The 16456-nt window shown below is 73.3% G+C and carries 16 protein-coding genes; 8 read left to right on the forward strand and 8 right to left on the reverse strand.

Annotated features, from left to right (window positions below; all coding sequences use genetic code 11):
- Nucleotides 1–178: 178 nt before the first annotated feature.
- Genes ABTZ91_RS10415 through pdhA form a run of 3 tightly spaced genes read right to left on the reverse strand, consistent with a single transcriptional unit; the run spans nucleotide 179 to nucleotide 3773 of the window.
- Nucleotides 179–1582: a dihydrolipoamide acetyltransferase family protein gene (locus ABTZ91_RS10415; RefSeq protein WP_352076741.1), complete on the reverse strand. Its 1404-nt coding sequence runs from the start codon at nucleotides 1580–1582 to the stop codon at nucleotides 179–181.
- Entirely contained in the window at nucleotides 1582–2613 is a 1032-nt protein-coding gene (locus ABTZ91_RS10420; protein ID WP_352076742.1) for an alpha-ketoacid dehydrogenase subunit beta, read from the reverse strand. Before ABTZ91_RS10420 ends, ABTZ91_RS10415 begins: the two co-directional genes overlap by 1 nt.
- Nucleotides 2610–3773, reverse strand: a complete 1164-nt coding sequence (pdhA, locus tag ABTZ91_RS10425; protein ID WP_352076743.1) for a pyruvate dehydrogenase (acetyl-transferring) E1 component subunit alpha — start codon at nucleotides 3771–3773, stop codon at nucleotides 2610–2612. The genes ABTZ91_RS10420 and pdhA overlap by 4 nt, the downstream gene beginning before the upstream one ends.
- A gap of 178 nt (nucleotides 3774–3951) precedes the next feature.
- Between pdhA and ABTZ91_RS10430 the strand changes: the two genes are divergently transcribed.
- A complete protein-coding gene (locus tag ABTZ91_RS10430; protein ID WP_352076744.1) occupies nucleotides 3952–4548 on the forward strand; it encodes an Lrp/AsnC family transcriptional regulator in 597 nt (198 codons plus the stop codon).
- A gap of 97 nt (nucleotides 4549–4645) precedes the next feature.
- On the opposite strand, the gene ABTZ91_RS10435 is transcribed toward ABTZ91_RS10430, so the two are convergent.
- Together ABTZ91_RS10435 and ABTZ91_RS10440 are read right to left on the reverse strand one after the other, a co-directional pair.
- Entirely contained in the window at nucleotides 4646–5239 is a 594-nt protein-coding gene (locus ABTZ91_RS10435; protein ID WP_345486946.1) for a TetR/AcrR family transcriptional regulator, read from the reverse strand.
- Nucleotides 5236–6804 (reverse strand): 3-hydroxyacyl-CoA dehydrogenase, encoded by a 1569-nt coding sequence (locus tag ABTZ91_RS10440; RefSeq protein ID WP_407077933.1) that lies wholly within the window; start codon nucleotides 6802–6804, stop codon nucleotides 5236–5238. Before ABTZ91_RS10440 ends, ABTZ91_RS10435 begins: the two co-directional genes overlap by 4 nt.
- A gap of 124 nt (nucleotides 6805–6928) precedes the next feature.
- On the opposite strand from ABTZ91_RS10440, the gene paaN reads away from it, so the two are divergent.
- Nucleotides 6929–8626, forward strand: coding sequence for a phenylacetic acid degradation protein PaaN (paaN, locus tag ABTZ91_RS10445; protein WP_352076745.1), 1698 nt, complete (start codon nucleotides 6929–6931; stop codon nucleotides 8624–8626).
- 108 nt (nucleotides 8627–8734) lie between these two features.
- Here paaN and ABTZ91_RS10450 read toward each other — a convergent pair whose 3' ends face one another.
- The 3 genes from ABTZ91_RS10450 to ABTZ91_RS10460 are packed head-to-tail and all read right to left on the reverse strand — an operon-like array spanning nucleotide 8735 to nucleotide 11414.
- The gene (locus ABTZ91_RS10450; RefSeq protein ID WP_352076746.1) at nucleotides 8735–9409 is read right to left on the reverse strand and encodes a TrmH family RNA methyltransferase; all 675 of its coding nucleotides are present in this window, start codon (nucleotides 9407–9409) and stop codon (nucleotides 8735–8737) included.
- Complete coding sequence (locus ABTZ91_RS10455) at nucleotides 9406–10623, reverse strand: HTTM domain-containing protein (RefSeq protein ID WP_352076747.1); 1218 nt, start codon at nucleotides 10621–10623, stop codon at nucleotides 9406–9408. The genes ABTZ91_RS10450 and ABTZ91_RS10455 overlap by 4 nt, the downstream gene beginning before the upstream one ends.
- A complete protein-coding gene (locus ABTZ91_RS10460) occupies nucleotides 10620–11414 on the reverse strand; it encodes a DUF5819 family protein (protein ID WP_352076748.1) in 795 nt (264 codons plus the stop codon). Before ABTZ91_RS10460 ends, ABTZ91_RS10455 begins: the two co-directional genes overlap by 4 nt.
- A 112-nt stretch (nucleotides 11415–11526) precedes the next feature.
- Here ABTZ91_RS10460 and paaA point away from each other — a divergent pair, with 112 nt between their 5' ends.
- The 6 genes from paaA (at nucleotide 11527) to ABTZ91_RS10490 (ending at nucleotide 16449) form a co-directional block, all read left to right on the forward strand.
- A complete protein-coding gene (gene paaA, locus ABTZ91_RS10465) occupies nucleotides 11527–12618 on the forward strand; it encodes a 1,2-phenylacetyl-CoA epoxidase subunit PaaA (RefSeq protein ID WP_352076749.1) in 1092 nt (363 codons plus the stop codon).
- Entirely contained in the window at nucleotides 12615–12902 is a 288-nt protein-coding gene (paaB, locus tag ABTZ91_RS10470; RefSeq protein WP_352076750.1) for a 1,2-phenylacetyl-CoA epoxidase subunit PaaB, read from the forward strand. Before paaA ends, paaB begins: the two co-directional genes overlap by 4 nt.
- Complete coding sequence (gene paaC / locus ABTZ91_RS10475) at nucleotides 12899–13624, forward strand: 1,2-phenylacetyl-CoA epoxidase subunit PaaC (RefSeq protein ID WP_352076751.1); 726 nt, start codon at nucleotides 12899–12901, stop codon at nucleotides 13622–13624. The genes paaB and paaC overlap by 4 nt, the downstream gene beginning before the upstream one ends.
- Nucleotides 13618–14133: a 1,2-phenylacetyl-CoA epoxidase subunit PaaD gene (gene paaD, locus ABTZ91_RS10480; RefSeq protein WP_352076752.1), complete on the forward strand. Its 516-nt coding sequence runs from the start codon at nucleotides 13618–13620 to the stop codon at nucleotides 14131–14133. The genes paaC and paaD overlap by 7 nt, the downstream gene beginning before the upstream one ends.
- Nucleotides 14134–15222 carry a 2Fe-2S iron-sulfur cluster-binding protein gene (locus ABTZ91_RS10485; RefSeq protein WP_352076753.1) on the forward strand — a complete coding sequence of 363 codons (1089 nt, stop codon included), beginning with the start codon at nucleotides 14134–14136 and terminating at the stop codon, nucleotides 15220–15222. It begins immediately after the preceding gene.
- A 93-nt stretch (nucleotides 15223–15315) separates the two neighbouring features.
- Complete coding sequence (locus ABTZ91_RS10490; RefSeq protein ID WP_352076754.1) at nucleotides 15316–16449, forward strand: acyl-CoA dehydrogenase; 1134 nt, start codon at nucleotides 15316–15318, stop codon at nucleotides 16447–16449.
- Nucleotides 16450–16456 lie beyond the last annotated feature (7 nt).

The raw sequence follows: 16456 nt of genomic DNA on the forward strand, positions 1-16456 counted from the left end.
GGTCAGGTCGCCCAGAGGTCCGGTCGCGCGGCCGCCCGGTCGGATCGAACGTGTCCGGGACCCGGCGTGGGGTTGGGTCCCGGACCAGGCCGCCGGGTGCCGCCGGGGCCCCGTGCCCCGGCCGGCGTCCGTCCCGGCGGAGTCCTGCCGAACCGGTCGGCGCGACGGCGCCGCCGGTTCACAGGGTGCGCAGCAGCACCGCCGGGTTCTCGACGCAGTCCGCCACGTAGCGCAGGAAGCCGCCGGCCGTCCCGCCGTCGCAGACCCGGTGGTCGAAGGTGAGCGAGAGCTGGACCACCTGCCGTACCGCCAGCTCACCGTGGTGGACCCACGGCTTGGGGACGATCCGTCCCACGCCGAGCATGGCCGCCTCGGGGTGGTTGATGATCGGCGTGGAGCCGTCGACCCCGAACACCCCGTAGTTGTTCAGGGTGAACGTGCCGCCGGTGAGGTCCGCCGGCGTCAGCGTCCCCTGCCGCGCCGCCTCCGTGAGCCGGGCGAACTCGGCGGTCAGCGACTCGGCCGTGCGGCCGCCCGCGTCCTTGACCACGGGCACGACCAGGCCGCGGTCGGTCTGCGCGGCGAACCCGAGGTGCACGGAGGGCAGTCGGACGATCTCCCGCGCGGCCGTGTCGACGGTGGAGTTGAGCTCCGGGAAGCGGGCCAGGGCGTGGGTGCAGATCCGGGCGAGCAGCGCGAGGACGGAGATCTTCGGTCCGCCCGCCGCGTTCATCGCCGCCCGCGCGGCCATGAGTTCGGTCGCGTCGGCGTCGACCCAGCAGGTGGCGTCCGGGATCTCCGTACGGCTGCGGGAGAGCTTGTCGGCGACGGCACCGCGCACCCCGCGCAACGGCACCCGCTCGCCGACGGCCGCCGTGGCGACGGGCGCCGTAGCGACGGGGGCGGGCACGGGCGCGGGCGCGGCGGCGGGCCGCTCCCGCGCGGCGAGGGCCGACTCGACGTCCGCGCGCAGGATCAGTCCGTCGGGTCCCGAGCCGCGGACCTGCCGCAGGTCGAGTCCCTTGTCCCGGGCCAGCTTGCGCACCAGCGGCGAGATGACGGGCACCGGCCCCACAGGCGCGGCGGGAGGAGCCGCGACGGGCGCGGCCGCGGTGACGGGCGCGGCGGTCGGCGTGTCGCGCCGCACCCGGCGGCGCCGGGCGGCGGGCCCGGCGGTGCCGTAGCCGACGAGCACGTTGCCCGAGTACTCCGAGGACACGGCGGACTCCGCGGACGCCCCGGTCTTCCCGGCGCTGGCGGCCGCGCGGTCGGAGCCCCGCGCACCGCCGGAGGCGGAACCGGCGGCGGAGGCGGAGGCGCCGTCGCCATCCTCGGCGCCGCCGACGGCGACCGTCAGAAGGGGGGCGCCGACGGGCAGTTCGGTGCCCTCGTCGCCGAAGCGGGCGGTGACCACGCCTCCGTAGGGGCAGGGCACCTCCACCATCGCCTTGGCCGTCTCGACCTCGACGACCGGCTGGTCGATGGCGACGACGTCGCCGACGTCGACGAGCCAGCGCACGATCTCGGCCTCGGTGAGCCCCTCACCGAGGTCGGGCAGCTTGAATTCGAGCACCTGGGCCATCAGCTGCCCGCCTCCCACTGGAGACGCGCGACCGCGTCGAGGACCCGGTCCACGCCCGGCAGATGGTGCCGTTCCAGCATCGGCGGCGGGTAGGGGATGTCGAAGCCCGCGACCCGCAGCACCGGCGCCTCCAGGTGGTGGAAGCAGCGCTCGGTGACCCGGGCGGCGATCTCTCCGCCGGGGCCGCCGAATCCGGCCGACTCGTGCACGACGACGGCCCGGCCGGTGCGCTTCACGGACGCGCAGACGGTCTCGTCGTCGAAGGGCACGAGCGAGCGCAGGTCGACGACCTCCAGGTCCCAGCCCTCCGCCTGGGCGGCCTCGGCGGCCTCCATGCAGACCGGCAGGGAGGGGCCGTAGGTGATGAGGGTGGCGCTGGTGCCGCGGCGGCGCACGACCGCTTTCCCGATCGGTTCGACGGCGGTCGGCGCCTCCGGCGACCAGTCGGCCTTCGACCAGTACAGCCGCTTGGGCTCCAGGAAGACGACGGGGTCGTCGGAGGCGATGGCGGCGCGCAGCAGCCCGTAGGCGTCCTCGACCGTGGCCGGGGTGACGACGTGGAGACCGGGCGTCGCCATGTAGTACGCCTCGGAGGAGTCGCTGTGGTGCTCGACGCCGCCGATGCCGCCGCCGTACGGCACGCGGACCGTGATCGGCATCGGCATCGCGCCGCGGGTGCGGTTGCGCATCCGGGAGACATGGCTGATCAGCTGCTCGAACGCCGGGTAGGCGAAGGCGTCGAACTGCATCTCCACGACCGGCCGAAGCCCGTACATGGCCATGCCGACGGCCGTGCCGAGGATGCCCGCCTCGGCCAGCGGCGTGTCGGTGCAGCGGTCCTCGCCGAACTCCTTGGCGAGGCCGTCGGTGACCCGGAAGACGCCGCCGAGGGTGCCGACGTCCTCTCCCATCACGTGGACGGTGGGGTCCTCGGCCATCGCGTCGCGCATGGCGCGCTGGAGCGCCTGCGCCATGGTGGCGGGCTTGGCGGCGGCCTTGGCGGCCGGCCGCGCGGTGGCGTGGGTGGTCATCCCGCCTCGCTCTCGGCGTCGAGCTCCGCCCGCAGCTGCGCCGCCTGCTCGCGCAGCTGCGCGGTCTTCTCGGCGTACACGTGGGCGAACAGGTCCATCGGGTCGAGCACGGGGTCGGCGTTCATCCGCTCGCGCAGCCGGGCCGCCATCGTCTCGGCTTCCTCGGCGGCCGCGCGGCGGCCGTCCTCGTCGAGCAGTCCGCGCTCGGTCAGCTCCCGCTCCAGGATCAGGATGGGGTCGTGCGCCCGCCAGGTCTCGACCTCGGCCTCGCCGCGGTAGCGGGTGGCGTCGTCGGCGTTGGTGTGGGCGTCGATCCGGTAGGTGACGGCCTCGACGAGGGTGGGGCCGCCGCCGCGCCGGGCGCGGGCCACGGCCTCGGTGAGCACCTGGTGGACGGCGACGGCGTCGTTCCCGTCGACGAGCCGGCCGGGCATTCCGTAGCCGACGGCCTTGTGGGCCAGGGAAGGGGCCGCGGTCTGCTTGGCGAGCGGCACGGAGATCGCGAAGCCGTTGTTCTGCACGAGGAAGACCACGGGGGCCTGCCACACGGCGGCGAAGTTCAGCGCCTCGTGGAAGTCGCCCTCGCTGGTGCCGCCGTCGCCGACCATGGCGAGCGCGACGACGTCGTCGCCCTTCAGGCGGGCGGCGTGCGCGAGGCCCACGGCGTGCGGGAGCTGGGTGGCGAGCGGGGTGCTCAGCGGCGCCACGCGGTGCTCGTGCGGGTCGTAGCCGGTGTGCCAGTCGCCGCGCAGCAGGGTCAGGGCCTGCACCGGGTCGACGCCACGGGCGACGGCCGCCAGCGTGTCGCGGTAGGAGGGGAAGAGCCAGTCCCGCTCCTCCAGGGCCAGCGCGGCGGCGACCTCGCAGGCCTCCTGGCCGGTCGTGGAGGGGTAGACGGCGAGCCGGCCCTGCTTGGTGAGGGCGGTCGCCTGCGCGTTGTACCGACGGCCCCGGACGAGCTCCCGGTAGAGCCGGCGCAGCAGCTCCGGGTCGGCGTCGGCCACCGCGTCCGTGCCGAGCACGCGCAGCGGCTCGGGCTCCGGCAGCAGCGGGGCGGGATCGGTGCGCGGCTGCCATGCCGGGGGCGGAGTGGGCCGGTAGGCACGGGCGGCACCGGGGGGCTCTTGGACTGTCGAACTGCGCTGTTGCAACGAGTCCACCTCCTCGTGGGAGCGGGCATAAGACCCGAAGGCGGGTGGCGCGGAATGTGGCGCGCCTCACCTACCGATTGTTCGGTCGTGGAGGCATTTTGGCTACAGGCGCCTCCAGCCTGTGGACAAACGGTTCTCCACAGCCTGGGATGGATGCAGGTCGTCCACGGGAGAAAGGCGGGGGGACATGGCGGATGAACAAATGGCCGACGTCGAGGAGCAGGCGGACACCGAGCCGTTGAACACGCCCCTGAACGCGCCCCCGGGCGCCGCCCGCCCGGCGGGGTCGCCGCCCGGCCCTGCCATGGTCTCGCCGATGCCGCCGGCCCGCCCGCTGGACGCCATCGACCGTGACATCCTGCGGCTGCTCCAGGCCGACGGACGGGCCTCGGTGCGTTCGGTGGCCGAGCGGGTCCATGTGTCGCGCGCCAACGCGTACGCGCGGATCAACCGTCTCATCGACGACGGGGTGATCCGGGGCTTCGGCGCCCGCGTCAACCACGAGCGCGCGGGCCACGGCGCCTCCGCCTACATCACGCTCAAGATCGTCCAGAACTCGTGGCGCACGGTGCGCGAACAGCTCCAGGCCCTGCCGGGCGCCGCGCACATCGCCCTGGTCAGCGGCGATTTCGACGTCCTGCTGCTCGTCCACACCCCGGACAACCGGACCCTGCGCGAGCTGGTGCTCACCCGGCTCCAGTCCATCCCGGAGGTCCTGTCCACCCGCACCCTGCTCGTCTTCGAGGAGACCGACCTCGACCCGGACCCGGACCGCCGCGGCTGACGGCCCGACGGGGCTGAGGGGGCTGACGGGGCTGACGGAGAACGCCAGAGCCCGGCCGGGGTCGCCCCGGCCGGGCTCCTTGCCGCGACGAACCGGCTCAGCGGGCCGTGCGCAGCCCGTCGAAGGCGAGGTGGACGACGGTGTCCGCCAACTGGTCCCGGTCCGTCGTGGCGTCGGGATGCGGCCGGTACCACTCCACCAGCGAGTTGATCATGCCGAAGAGCAGCCGGGTGGCGAGCCGGATGTCCACGTCCGCCCGCAGGTCGCCGTCGGCCGCCGCGGCCTTCAGGAGATCGGCCACCCGGTGGTCGAACTCGCGGCGCCGCTCCAGGGCCCACCGCTCGGTCGTCGTGTTGCCCCGCACGCGCAATAGCAGCGTCACGTACGGCAGCTCGGCGATCAGCACGTCGACGGTGCGCCGGGTCACGTACTCGACCCGCTCGATCGCCCGGCCGCGCCCGGCGGCCGGCTCGTCCAGGATCGCGAAGAGCCCGTCGAGCGCCCGGCTGACGGCCCGCCGCAGCAGCTCCTCCTTGCCGGACACGTGGTGGTAGATCGACGACTTGGAGATCCCCGCCGCCTTGGACAGGTGCTCCATGGAGGTGCCGTCGTAGCCGCGCTCGTTGAAGACCCGGACGGCCACCTGGAGCAGCGTCTCGGGCGTGTACGTGTCGCGTCGCGCGGTGGTCATCTGGTCTCCTCGGCCGGCTCGGCGTAGCCCCGGCGCGCGAGGGCGACGCTCGGCGCGTATCGCCCGGTCGGGTACCGCTTGTGCATCTGCAGCAGCAGGGAGCAGAGCCGCCGGAAACCGGCCTTCTCGCCCCACTCCAGCGGGCCGGCCGGGTAGTTGACCCCGAGCCGCATCGCGGTGTCGACGTCCTCCGCGGTGGCGACGCCCCGTTCGACGGCGTCGGCCGCGAGGTCCACCAGCATCGCGACCGTACGGGCCACGATCATGCCGGGCACGTCCCCGATGACGGAGACCTGCTTGCCCAGCGCCTGGAAGAGACCCACCGCCTCGGCGAGTGCCTCGTCCGGGATGCCCTCACGGGCCGAGACGACGATCCGGCCCGCCGCCGCGTAGTCGAGCGCCAGGTCGAAGTGGACGATCTTCTCCGCGGGGCGTTCGAAGGAGGTCCTGCCGTCCGCGAGGCGGAGCAGGGCGCCGCCCGGCAGCTCGATGCCGCCGGTCTCGCCCTCCTCGCGCGCGACGCCGATGCCGGCCTCCTCGAAGAGCCCGACCAGCTGCTCGGCCGGTCCGAGGTCGCCGCGGACGGTGATCCGCTCGGGGGCCTTGGCCGGGGCCGCGGTGTGCGGCTCGGGCCGCCCGGCGCCTTCCGCGTACGAGAACCAGCCCTGCCCCGACTTGCGGCCGAGCCGTCCCGACTCGACGAGCCGGCGCTGCGCGAGCGACGGCGTGAACTTGGGGTCCTGGTGGAAGGAGTCCCACACGGACCGGGTCACGGCCTCGTTGACGTCCTGGCCGATGAGGTCGGTCAGCTCGAAGGGGCCCATCCGGAAGCCGCCGGACTCGCGCAGGGCCGCGTCGATCGTCGCGGGGTCGGCGACGCCCTCCTCGTAGACCCGCAGGGCCTCCGCGTAGAACGGGCGGGCGATCCGGTTCACGATGAAGCCGGGGGTGTCGGTGCAGCGCACCGGCGTCTTGCCCCAGCGCCTGGCCGTCTCGTACGCGCGCGTGGCGGTCGCCGGGTCGGTGGCGAAGCCGCTGACGACCTCGACCAGCGGCAGCAGCGGCGCCGGGTTGAAGAAGTGCAGGCCGACGAAGCGGCCCGGCAGCCGCAGCCCTCCCGCGATGGCGGTGACGGACAGCGAGGACGTGTTGGTGGCGAGGACGGTGTCCGCGCCCACGACGTCCTCGAGGTCCGCGAAGAGCTGCTGCTTCACGGGGAGCCGTTCGACGATCGCCTCGACGACCAGGGCGGCGTCGGCGAGCTCGGCGAGCGCGTCCGCCGCGTGCAGCCGCGCCAGCGCGGCGTCCCGCTCCGCCGCGTCCAGCCGGCCCTTCTCGACGAGCCGGTCCAGGCGGCCCGCGACGGCGTCCACGGCCTCGGCGGCCCGGCCGGGGGCGCTGTCGTAGAGCCGCACGGGGTGGCCCGCGAGCAGGGCGACCTGGGCGATGCCCTGGCCCATGGTGCCCGTGCCGACGACGGCGACGGCGCGGCTCGGATCGACGGGTCCGGCCGCGTCGGCCGACGGCTCGTCGCTCCCCGGGCGGACGTTCGCGTTGGCGGTCATAGGAGTGATCCTCCCCGATGGGTTTTCCACAGGATCGACGGACCCCCTTGTCCCGACCGATCGTTCGGTTACTCTAACTCCGTACGCGTCTCCCTGCCCAGCTCGACGAGGAGTTGGTCCATCCATGGCCACCGCTCAGCTGACCACCGACCGTCTGGCCGAGAAGCACCGGTCCACGCTCGACCAGGCCCTCGCCACGATCCGCACCCGCGCCTACTGGTCTCCGTATCCGGAGCACCCCAAGGCCTACGGGGAGAACGGCTCGCTGGACGCCGCGGCCGGCCTCGCCGCCTACCAGGACCTGCTCGGCAAGCGCTTCGAGCTCGACCAGCCCGGCACCGACGGCTGGACCGGCGGCGAGATCTCGCCCTACGGCCCGGCGCTCGGCGTCGAGTATCCGCACGCCGACATCGACGTGCTGCTGCCCGCCATGCGCGCGGGCACGGCCGCGTGGCGCGACGCCGGACCCGAGACCCGCGCCCTGGTGTGCCTGGAGATCCTCGCCCGGATCTCCGCCCGCACCCACGAGTTCGCGCACGCGGTCATGCACACCAGCGGCCAGGCGTTCATGATGGCCTTCCAGGCCGGCGGCCCCCACGCCCAGGACCGTGGCCTGGAGGCCGTGGCGTACGCGTACGAGGAGCAGACCCGCACCCCGGCCGGCCGCGCCGCCTGGTCGAAGCCGCAGGGCAAGCGGGACCCGCTGGAGCTCAGCAAGGAGTTCACGCCGGTCGGCCGCGGCATCGGCCTGGTCATCGGCTGCAACACCTTCCCGACGTGGAACGGCTACCCGGGCCTGTTCGCCTCCCTCGCCACCGGCAACCCGGTGCTGGTCAAGCCGCACCCGCGCGCCGTCCTGCCGCTGGCCCTCACGGTCCGCGTCGCCCGCGAGGTCCTGGCCGAGGCCGGATTCGACCCCAACCTGGTGGCGCTGGCCGCCGAGCGTCCCGGCGAGGGCATCGCCAAGACCCTGGCCGTGCGCCCCGAGATCCGCATCATCGACTACACCGGCTCCACCGCCTTCGGCGACTGGCTGGAGGCCAACGCCCGCCAGGCGCAGGTCTACACGGAGAAGGCCGGTGTCAACACGGTCGTCGTCGACTCCACCGACGACTACAAGGGCATGCTCGCCAACCTGGCCTTCTCGCTGTCCCTGTACAGCGGCCAGATGTGCACCACCCCGCAGAACCTGCTGATCCCCCGCGACGGCATCACCACCGACCAGGGCCCGAAGTCGTACGACGAGGTGGTCGCCGACCTCGCCGCCGCGGTCGGCCGCCTGCTCGGCGACGACGCCCGGGCCAACGCGCTGCTCGGCGCGCTGGTCAACCCGGACGTCAAGGCCCGCCTGGAGGCCGCGGCGGACCTGGGCGAGGTGGCGCTCGCCTCCCGCGAGGTCGCGAACCCGGAGTTCCCGGACGCCGTGGTGCGCACCCCGGTCATCGTGAAGCTGGACGGCTCCAAGCCGGACTCCGAGGCCGCCTACTTCTCCGAGTGCTTCGGCCCGGTCTCCTTCGCCGTCCAGGTCGACTCGACCGCCGACGCCCTGGAGCTGCTGCGCCGCACGGTCCGCGAGAAGGGCGCCATGACGGTCGGCGCCTACACCACCTCCGCCGACACCGAGCGCGCGATCGAGGAGGTCTGCCTGGAGGAGTCGGCCCAGCTCTCGCTGAACCTCACGGGCGGTGTGTACGTCAACCAGACCGCCGCCTTCTCCGACTTCCACGGCTCGGGCGGCAACCCCGCCGCCAACGCCGCCCTGTGCGACGGAGCCTTCGTCTCCAACCGCTTCCGCGTGGTGGAGGTCCGCCGCCAGGCCTGACACGCAGACCCGGGGGAGGCCCGGCCCGGCCCACGGGCCGGGCCGGCCTCGACGGTGGTCGTCAGGACGTCAGCGTCCCCTGACGCCCCCGCCGAGGGTCCCGGTCCGTCAGCCGATCTCCGCGTACCGCTGCACCCACGCGTGCATCGCGATCGCCGCCGCCGCGCCCGCGTTGATCGACCGCGTCGAACCGAACTGGGCGATCGAGCAGACCATCTCCGCCCGCGCCCGCGCCTCCTCCGTGAGGCCGGGACCCTCCTGGCCGAACAGCAGCACACACCGCCGCGGCAGCACCGTCCGCTCCAGCGGCACGGCGCCCGGCAGGTTGTCGATGCCGATGATCGGCAGGCCCTCGGCCGCCGCCCACGCGGTCAGCGCCTCGGTGTCCGGGTGGTGGCGTACGTGCTGGTAGCGGTCGGTGACCATCGCCCCGCGCCGGTTCCAGCGCCGTCGGCCCACGATGTGGATCTCCTTCGCCAGGAAGGCGTTGGCCGTCCGCACCACCGAACCGATGTTGAAGTCGTGGCTCCAGTTCTCCACCGCCACGTGGAAGTCGTGGCGCCGGGTGTCCAGGTCCGCCACGATCGCCTCGCGCGTCCAGTACCGGTAGCGGTCGACGACATTGCGCCGGTCGCCGCCGGCCAGCAGCTCGGGGTCGTAGCGCTCGCCGCGCGGCCACGGCTCGGGATGCGGCCCGACGCCGACCTCGGGGCCGTACCCCTCGTCGTACTGGATCGGCTCGCCGCCCTTGACCGGCACGGGCTGTTCTTCGGTGGTGCTCACCCGACGAGGGTACGGGGACCGTGCGCGTCACCCGAACGGCTCTGCTCGGGCACCGTCGCGTCCGGCGGCGTCCGCCGCAGCACCCGGTCGCGACCGCGCGCCACGCGCGCGCCCAGCCACACCAGGAACGCCGTCGGCAGGAAGACCGCGTCCGCGGCGATCATCGCGAGCGAGAAGAACGGCAGGCCGAGCAGCACGGCGATGCCCGCGTGCTCCAGCATCATCGCCGCGAGCAGGACGTTCTTGACCTTGCGGTTGAAGAGCGTGAACGGGAACGCGACCTGCACGATCACCGTGCCGTAGGTCAGCAGCAGCACGATCAGCCCGCTCGCGCCCAGCAGGTCGGACAGGGCGGGCCAGGGGGAGAAGTAGTCGAGCTTGAGCGGGTAGTAGAGCGCCGTGCCGTCCTGCCAGCGCGAGCCCTGGACCTTGTACCAGCCCGCCGTGGCGTAGATCAGGCAGACCTCGGCCATGATCACGACGAGGGTGGCGTTGTGGGCGAGGTTGGCCACCACGTCGAGGAGGGTGCGCGGCTCGTCGGAGGCGTACCGGCTCACCAGCCACCACAGCCCCTGCCCCAGCCACAGCATCCACAGCAGCACCAGCAGCCACCACTCGCCGGTGGTGCCGGAGAAGAAGGTGGCGGCCATCAGGAAGCCGCCGAGCACGGTCCACAGCAGCGGCCCGGTGATCCCGCCGTCGCCGCGGCCGCGCGCGGCGCGCCGGGCGTCGAGCGACCAGACCTGCGCGCAGCGGGTGAGGACGAGGTAGAGCGCCATCAGGTGGATGACGTTGTCGCCTCCGTCGCCCATGAAGATGGAGCGGTTCTGCAGCGAGAGCACACCGGCCATGAAGACCACGGAGACGGCCCGGATGTGCCAGCCGAGCAGCATGAGGAGGGAGGAGAGCACGGCGAGGCCGTAGACGACCTCGAACCAGAGCCGGCCGTCCGACCACATCAGCACCGTGAAGGCGTTGTTGTCGGTGATCAGCCGGTGGCCCATGTCCCAGGACCAGGGGCCGTCGGGGCCGTACAGCTCCAGCCGGTGGGGCCACTCGCGCAGCAGGAAGAGCAGCCAGGTGAAGGAGAAGCCGATGCGGACGATCGCGGTCTGGTAGGGGCCGAGGGCGTTCGCCGTGACCTTCTGGACGGCGGCGGCGAGCCGCCGGTCGAAGGGGACGCGGGGCCGCTCGGCGGCGGGTGTACGGCTCATCGGACGGCCTCCGTGCCCTTCGTGGCGCCGGACCGGGCGGCGGTCGCGTTCCCGGACCCGGCGTCGGCTCCGGCGCCGGCTCCGGTCGCGGCGGGGCGGTCGGCGGGGGTGATCCGCCACCAGGGCGCGGCGCGGAAGACCGGTGCCGTGTCGACCTTCTCGTTGGTCCACGCGGGTGCGGGCACTCCCCGGGTGGCCGAGCGCAGCTGGATCTTCTCGATGGTGCCGCCGAGCGCCCGCTCGTCGAGGCGCAGGAGCACGATCCGCCGCATGTACTGCTCGGACAGCTCGCCGCGCAGCCCGTTGGGGCGGTGGTCGTCGGTGTGCGAGTTGAGGTAGAAGTCCCAGGCCCGGCGCAGCTCGTTCTGCGCGGTGTGGCTGGGCAGGAGGCTGCCGCGGATCCGCGCCGCGTCCTGGGCGGACAGGTCGATCCAGCCGGTGGTGGTGCGGCCGCCGTCCGCGCCGGTGATCTCGGCGCGGACCTCGACGGAGATGTTCTGCTGGAGCGGGTTGGGCGCGAAGAGCTTCCAGTTCTGCTCGAACTCGGGGTAGACCCAGTCGTCGACGGCTTCGCCGTGCCTCTTGGTCAGCGTGTTCGAGGGCGCGACGTGCAGGAAGACCATCGCCAGGTGGACGCAGGCGAAGACGCCGAGGACGGCGAGGGCGACGGCCGCGACCACCTGATACGGCATGGACAGCGCCGCGATCCCGGTCCTGGGTCCCTCCGCCACCCGTTCGGGCGTACCGCCCGGGTCGGACCCGTCCGGGCCCCCGTCGTCGTACGAGTCCATCGCGCCCCGCTCCCGCTCATACCTCAGCAGTTATCCACAGGGTTGACACCATACGGGCCGTCGAACGACCATTGAAGTCATTCAACCGAACGATCGGTCGGTAGGGGGTCCGATGACCGCAGGTACGGCAGAGACGACGACAGCGACAGCGGGGACGGAGGCGTCCCGGGCCGCCCTCGAAGCGGTGTTCGACGCCGCCGTCGCCGCCGACGAGCGCATCGAGCCCCGCGACTGGATGCCCGACGCCTATCGGGCGGGCCTGATCCGCCAGATCGCCCAGCACGCCCACTCCGAGATCATCGGCATGCAGCCCGAGGCCAACTGGATCACCCGCGCGCCCAGCCTGCGGCGCAAGGCGATCCTCATGGCCAAGGTCCAGGACGAGGCCGGCCACGGCCTGTACCTGTACAGCGCGGCCGAGACCCTCGGCGCCAGCCGCGACGAGCTCCTCGACAAGCTCCACTCCGGCCGCCAGAAGTATTCGTCGATCTTCAACTACCCCACGCTGACCTGGGCCGACGTCGGCGCCATCGGCTGGCTCGTCGACGGCGCCGCCATCACCAACCAGGTCCCCCTCTGCCGCTGCTCCTACGGGCCCTACGCCCGCGCGATGGTCCGGGTCTGCAAGGAGGAGTCCTTCCACCAGCGCCAGGGGTACGAGGCGCTGCTCGCCCTCTCCCGCGGCACCGAGGCCCAGCACGCCATGGCCCAGGACGCGGTGAACCGCTGGTGGTGGCCCTCGCTGATGATGTTCGGCCCGCCGGACGACGAGTCGACCCACTCCGCCCAGGCGATGGCGTGGAAGATCAAGCGCCACTCCAACGACGAGCTGCGCCAGCGCTTCGTCGACATCGCCGCCCCCCAGGCCGAGAGCCTCGGCCTCACCCTCCCCGACCCCGACCTGAAGTGGAACGAGGAGCGCGGGCACTACGACTTCGGCCCCATCGACTGGGCCGAGTTCTGGGACGTCCTCAAGGGCAACGGCCCGTGCAACGAGCAGCGGCTGAGCAAGCGCCGCCAAGCACACGAGGACGGCGCCTGGGTCAGGGACGCCGCCGCGGCGTACGCACAGAAGCACCAGAAGCAGACCGGGCAGCCCGGACACCATTCCGGAGATCAGACCGAGCACCCGGCCGGAGACCAGGCCGGCCACGACACCGGCCACACGGCCGCACCGCACACGGACGGGGAGGCACGCGCATGACCACCGACGGATGGCCGCTGTGGGAGGTGTTCGTGCGCTCGCGCCGCGGACTGTCCCACACCCACGCCGGCAGCCTGCACGCCCCGGACGCCGAAATGGCCCTGCGCAACGCCCGCGACCTCTACACCCGGCGCAACGAGGGCGTGTCCATCTGGGTCGTCCCCTCCGCCGCCATCACCGCCTCCTCGCCCGACGAGAAGGACCCCTTCTTCGAGCCCTCCGCGGACAAGCCCTATCGCCACCCGACCTTCTACGAGATCCCGGACGGGGTGAAGCACCTGTGACCGGCCACACCACCACCGTCCCGGCCGCGACGCTCGCCCTCGGCGACGACGCCCTCGTCCTCGCCCAGCGCCTGGGGGAGTGGGCCGGCAGTGCCCCCGTCCTCGAAGAAGAGGTCGCCCTCGCCAACATCGCGCTCGACCTCCTCGGCCAGGCCCGCGTCCTGCTCTCCCTCGTCGGCGACGAGGACGAACTCGCCTACCTCCGCGAGGAACGCGCCTTCCGCAACTGCCAGCTCGTCGAGCAGCCCAACGGCGACTTCGCCCACACCATCGCCCGCCAGCTGTACTTCTCCACCTACCAGCGGCTCCTGTACGGGCGGCTCGCCGCCACCGAAGGCCCCCTCGCCGGACTCGCCGCCAAGGCCGTCAAGGAAGTCGCCTACCACCAGGACCACGCCGAGCACTGGACCCTGCGCCTCGGCGACGGCACCGACGAGAGCCACCGGCGGATGCAGCAGGCCTGCGACGCCCTGTGGCGGTACACCGGCGAGCTGTTCCAGCCCCTCGACGGCCTGGACCTCGACACCGAGGCCATGGAGCGCGCCTGGCTCGACTCCGTCACCGCCGTCCTCGACAAGGCCACCCTCACCGTCCCCACCGGCCCGCGCACCGGCGCCTGGAGCGCCGGCGCCGGCCGGCAGGGACTGCACACCGAGTCCTTCGGCCGCATGCTCGCCGAGATGCAGCACCTGCACCGCAGCCACCCGGGGGCGTCATGGTGACCGGCACGCCGGCCACGGCCGCCACCCCGCTCGAAGAGGAACTGGCCCGGATCGCCGGCGCCGTCCCCGACCCCGAGCTGCCCGTCCTCACCCTCGCCGAACTCGGCGTCGTCCGCGGCGTCCACGTCCACGGCCCCGGCCGTGTCGAGGTCGAGCTCACCCCCACCTACACCGGCTGCCCCGCCATCGAGGCGATGTCCTCCGACATCGAGCACGCCCTGCACGAGCACGGCGTGCCCGACGTCACCGTCGTCACCGTCCTCAGCCCCGCCTGGTCGACGGACGACATCACCGAGGAAGGACGCCGCAAACTCGCCGAGTTCGGCATCGCCCCGCCCCGCCCCCAGGGCCCGGCCGGCGGACCGGTCCCGCTCACCCTGGCGATCCGCTGCCCCCACTGCGGCTCCACCGACACCGAACTCCTCAGCCGCTTCTCCTCCACCGCGTGCAAGGCACTGCGCCGCTGCACCACCTGCCGTGAACCGTTCGACCACTTCAAGGAGTTGTAGATGCCGTCCCCCAGCGCCGCACGGGCCGGGTTCCATCCGCTCCGCGTGAGCGAGGTCGAGCAGCTCACCGACGACTCCGTGGCCGTCACCTTCGCCGTCCCGCCCGAGCTGCGCGAGGCCTTCCGCCACATCCCCGGCCAGCACCTCGCCCTGCGCCGCACCGGGCCGGACGGCACGGAGATCCGCCGCACGTACTCGATCTGCGCCCCCGCCGCGGCCGAGGGCGAGACCCCCGTCCTGCGGGTCGGCATCCGCCTCGTCGACGGCGGCGAGTTCTCCACCTACGCCCTCAAGGAACTCGCCGTGGGCGACACCGTCGAGGTCATGGAGCCGATGGGCCGCTTCACCCTCGCCCCCCGCCCCGGACACTTCGCGGCCGTCGTCGGCGGCAGCGGCATCACCCCGGTCCTGTCGATGGCCGCCACCCTGCTCGCCCGCGAGCCCGAGGCCCGCTTCTGCCTCGTGCGCAGCGACCGCACCGCGGCCTCCACGATGTTCCTCGACGAGGTCGCCGACCTCAAGGACCGCTTTCCGGACCGCTTCCAGCTCGTCACCGTGCTCTCCCGCGAGGAGCAGCAGTCCGGACTCCCCTCCGGGCGCCTCGACCGCGAGCGGCTCACCACCCTGCTGCCGACCCTCCTCCCGGTCGGCGAGGTCGACGGCTGGTTCCTGTGCGGCCCCTTCGGCCTCGTGCAGAACGCCGAACAGGCCCTGCGCGAGCTCGGCGTCGACCGCGGCCGCATCCACCAGGAGATCTTCCACGTCGACGACGGCTCCGCCCCCGCCCCGCCCCGGGCGGCCGACGCACCGGCCCACGCCACGCTGACCGCGACCCTGCACGGCCGGTCCGGCAACTGGCCCGTCCAGCAGGGCGAGACACTCCTGGAGACCGTGCTGCGCGCCCGGGCGGACGCCCCGTACGCCTGCAAGGGCGGAGTGTGCGGCACCTGCCGCGCCTTCCTCGTCTCCGGCGAGGTGCGGATGGACCGCAACTTCGCCCTGGAGGCCGAGGAGACCGACGCCGGCTACGTGCTCGCCTGCCAGTCCCACCCCGCCACACCGGAGGTCGAGCTCGACTTCGACCGCTGACCGGCGCCGCCCGCCCATTCCCTTCCGGTAGAACCTGTTCTATCTTGACGGTCCGTCAGATCGCAGCGGAGCGCCACCGGGAGGGACGGGACAGTGGACTTCACCTTCACCGAGGAACAGCAGGCGGCCGCCCAAACGGCCAAGGCCGTCTTCGCCGACGTCCCACCCGACGCCGTACCCAGCCCCGCCCTCACCCCGGGCGCGGTCGCCGACGACCTCGACCGCGCCCTCTGGGCCCGACTCGCCGACACCGACCTGCTCGGCCTCGTCCTCGACCCCGCCCACGGCGGCGCGGGACTCGACGCCATCGCACTCTGCCTCGTGCTGCGCGAATCAGCCCGCGCCCTCGCCCGCGTCCCCCTCCTCGAAACCAGCGCGGTCGCCCTCACCCTCCAGCACCACGCCCCCACCGAAACCGCCGACGCCCTGCTCCCCCGCGTCACCCGCGGCGAACTCGTCCTCACCGCCGCCGCCCACGGCCGCACCGGCCACGACCCGGCCCCCCTCGCCGTCACCGCCCACCGCGACCGCACCGGCTGGACCCTCGACGGCCACACCGGCAGCGTCCCCTGGGCCCACCAGGCCGACCGCATCGCCGTCCCCGCGCACACCCCCGACGGCCGCACCGTCCTCGCCCTGCTGCCCCGCACCCACATCGGCCTCACCCTCGCCGACCAGTACGGCACCCACGGCGAACTCCTCGCCGCACTCCACCTCGACGACGTCCACCTCGACACGGCCGACGTCATCGACACCCCCGGCGCCTGGGAAGAACTCCACGCACTCCTCACCACCGGAACGTGTGCCCTCGCCCTCGGCCTCGGCGAACAGGTCCTCACCATGACCAGCCGGTACACCGGCACGCGCGAGCAGTTCGGCCACCCCGTGGCCACCTTCCAGGCCGTCGCCGTCCAGGCAGCCGACCGCTACATCGACCTGCGCGCCATGGAAGTCACCCTCTGGCAGGCCGCCTGGCGCCTCACCACCACCACCGGCGGCCCACTGCCCGCCGGCGCGGACATCACCGTCGCCAAGATCTGGGCATCGGAAGGCGTACGCCGCGTCGTCCAGACCGCCCAGCACCTCCACGGCGGCTTCGGCGCGGACACCGACTACCCCCTGCACCGCTACCACGCCTGGGCCAAGCACCTCGAACTCTCACTCGGCCCCGCCGCCGCCCACGAGGAGGAACTCGGCGACCTCCTCGCCGCCCACCCCCTCGCCTGACCCGCGC

This window comes from Streptomyces sp. NPDC126499 (assembly GCF_040302485.1).
Lineage (GTDB): Bacteria > Actinomycetota > Actinomycetes > Streptomycetales > Streptomycetaceae > Streptomyces.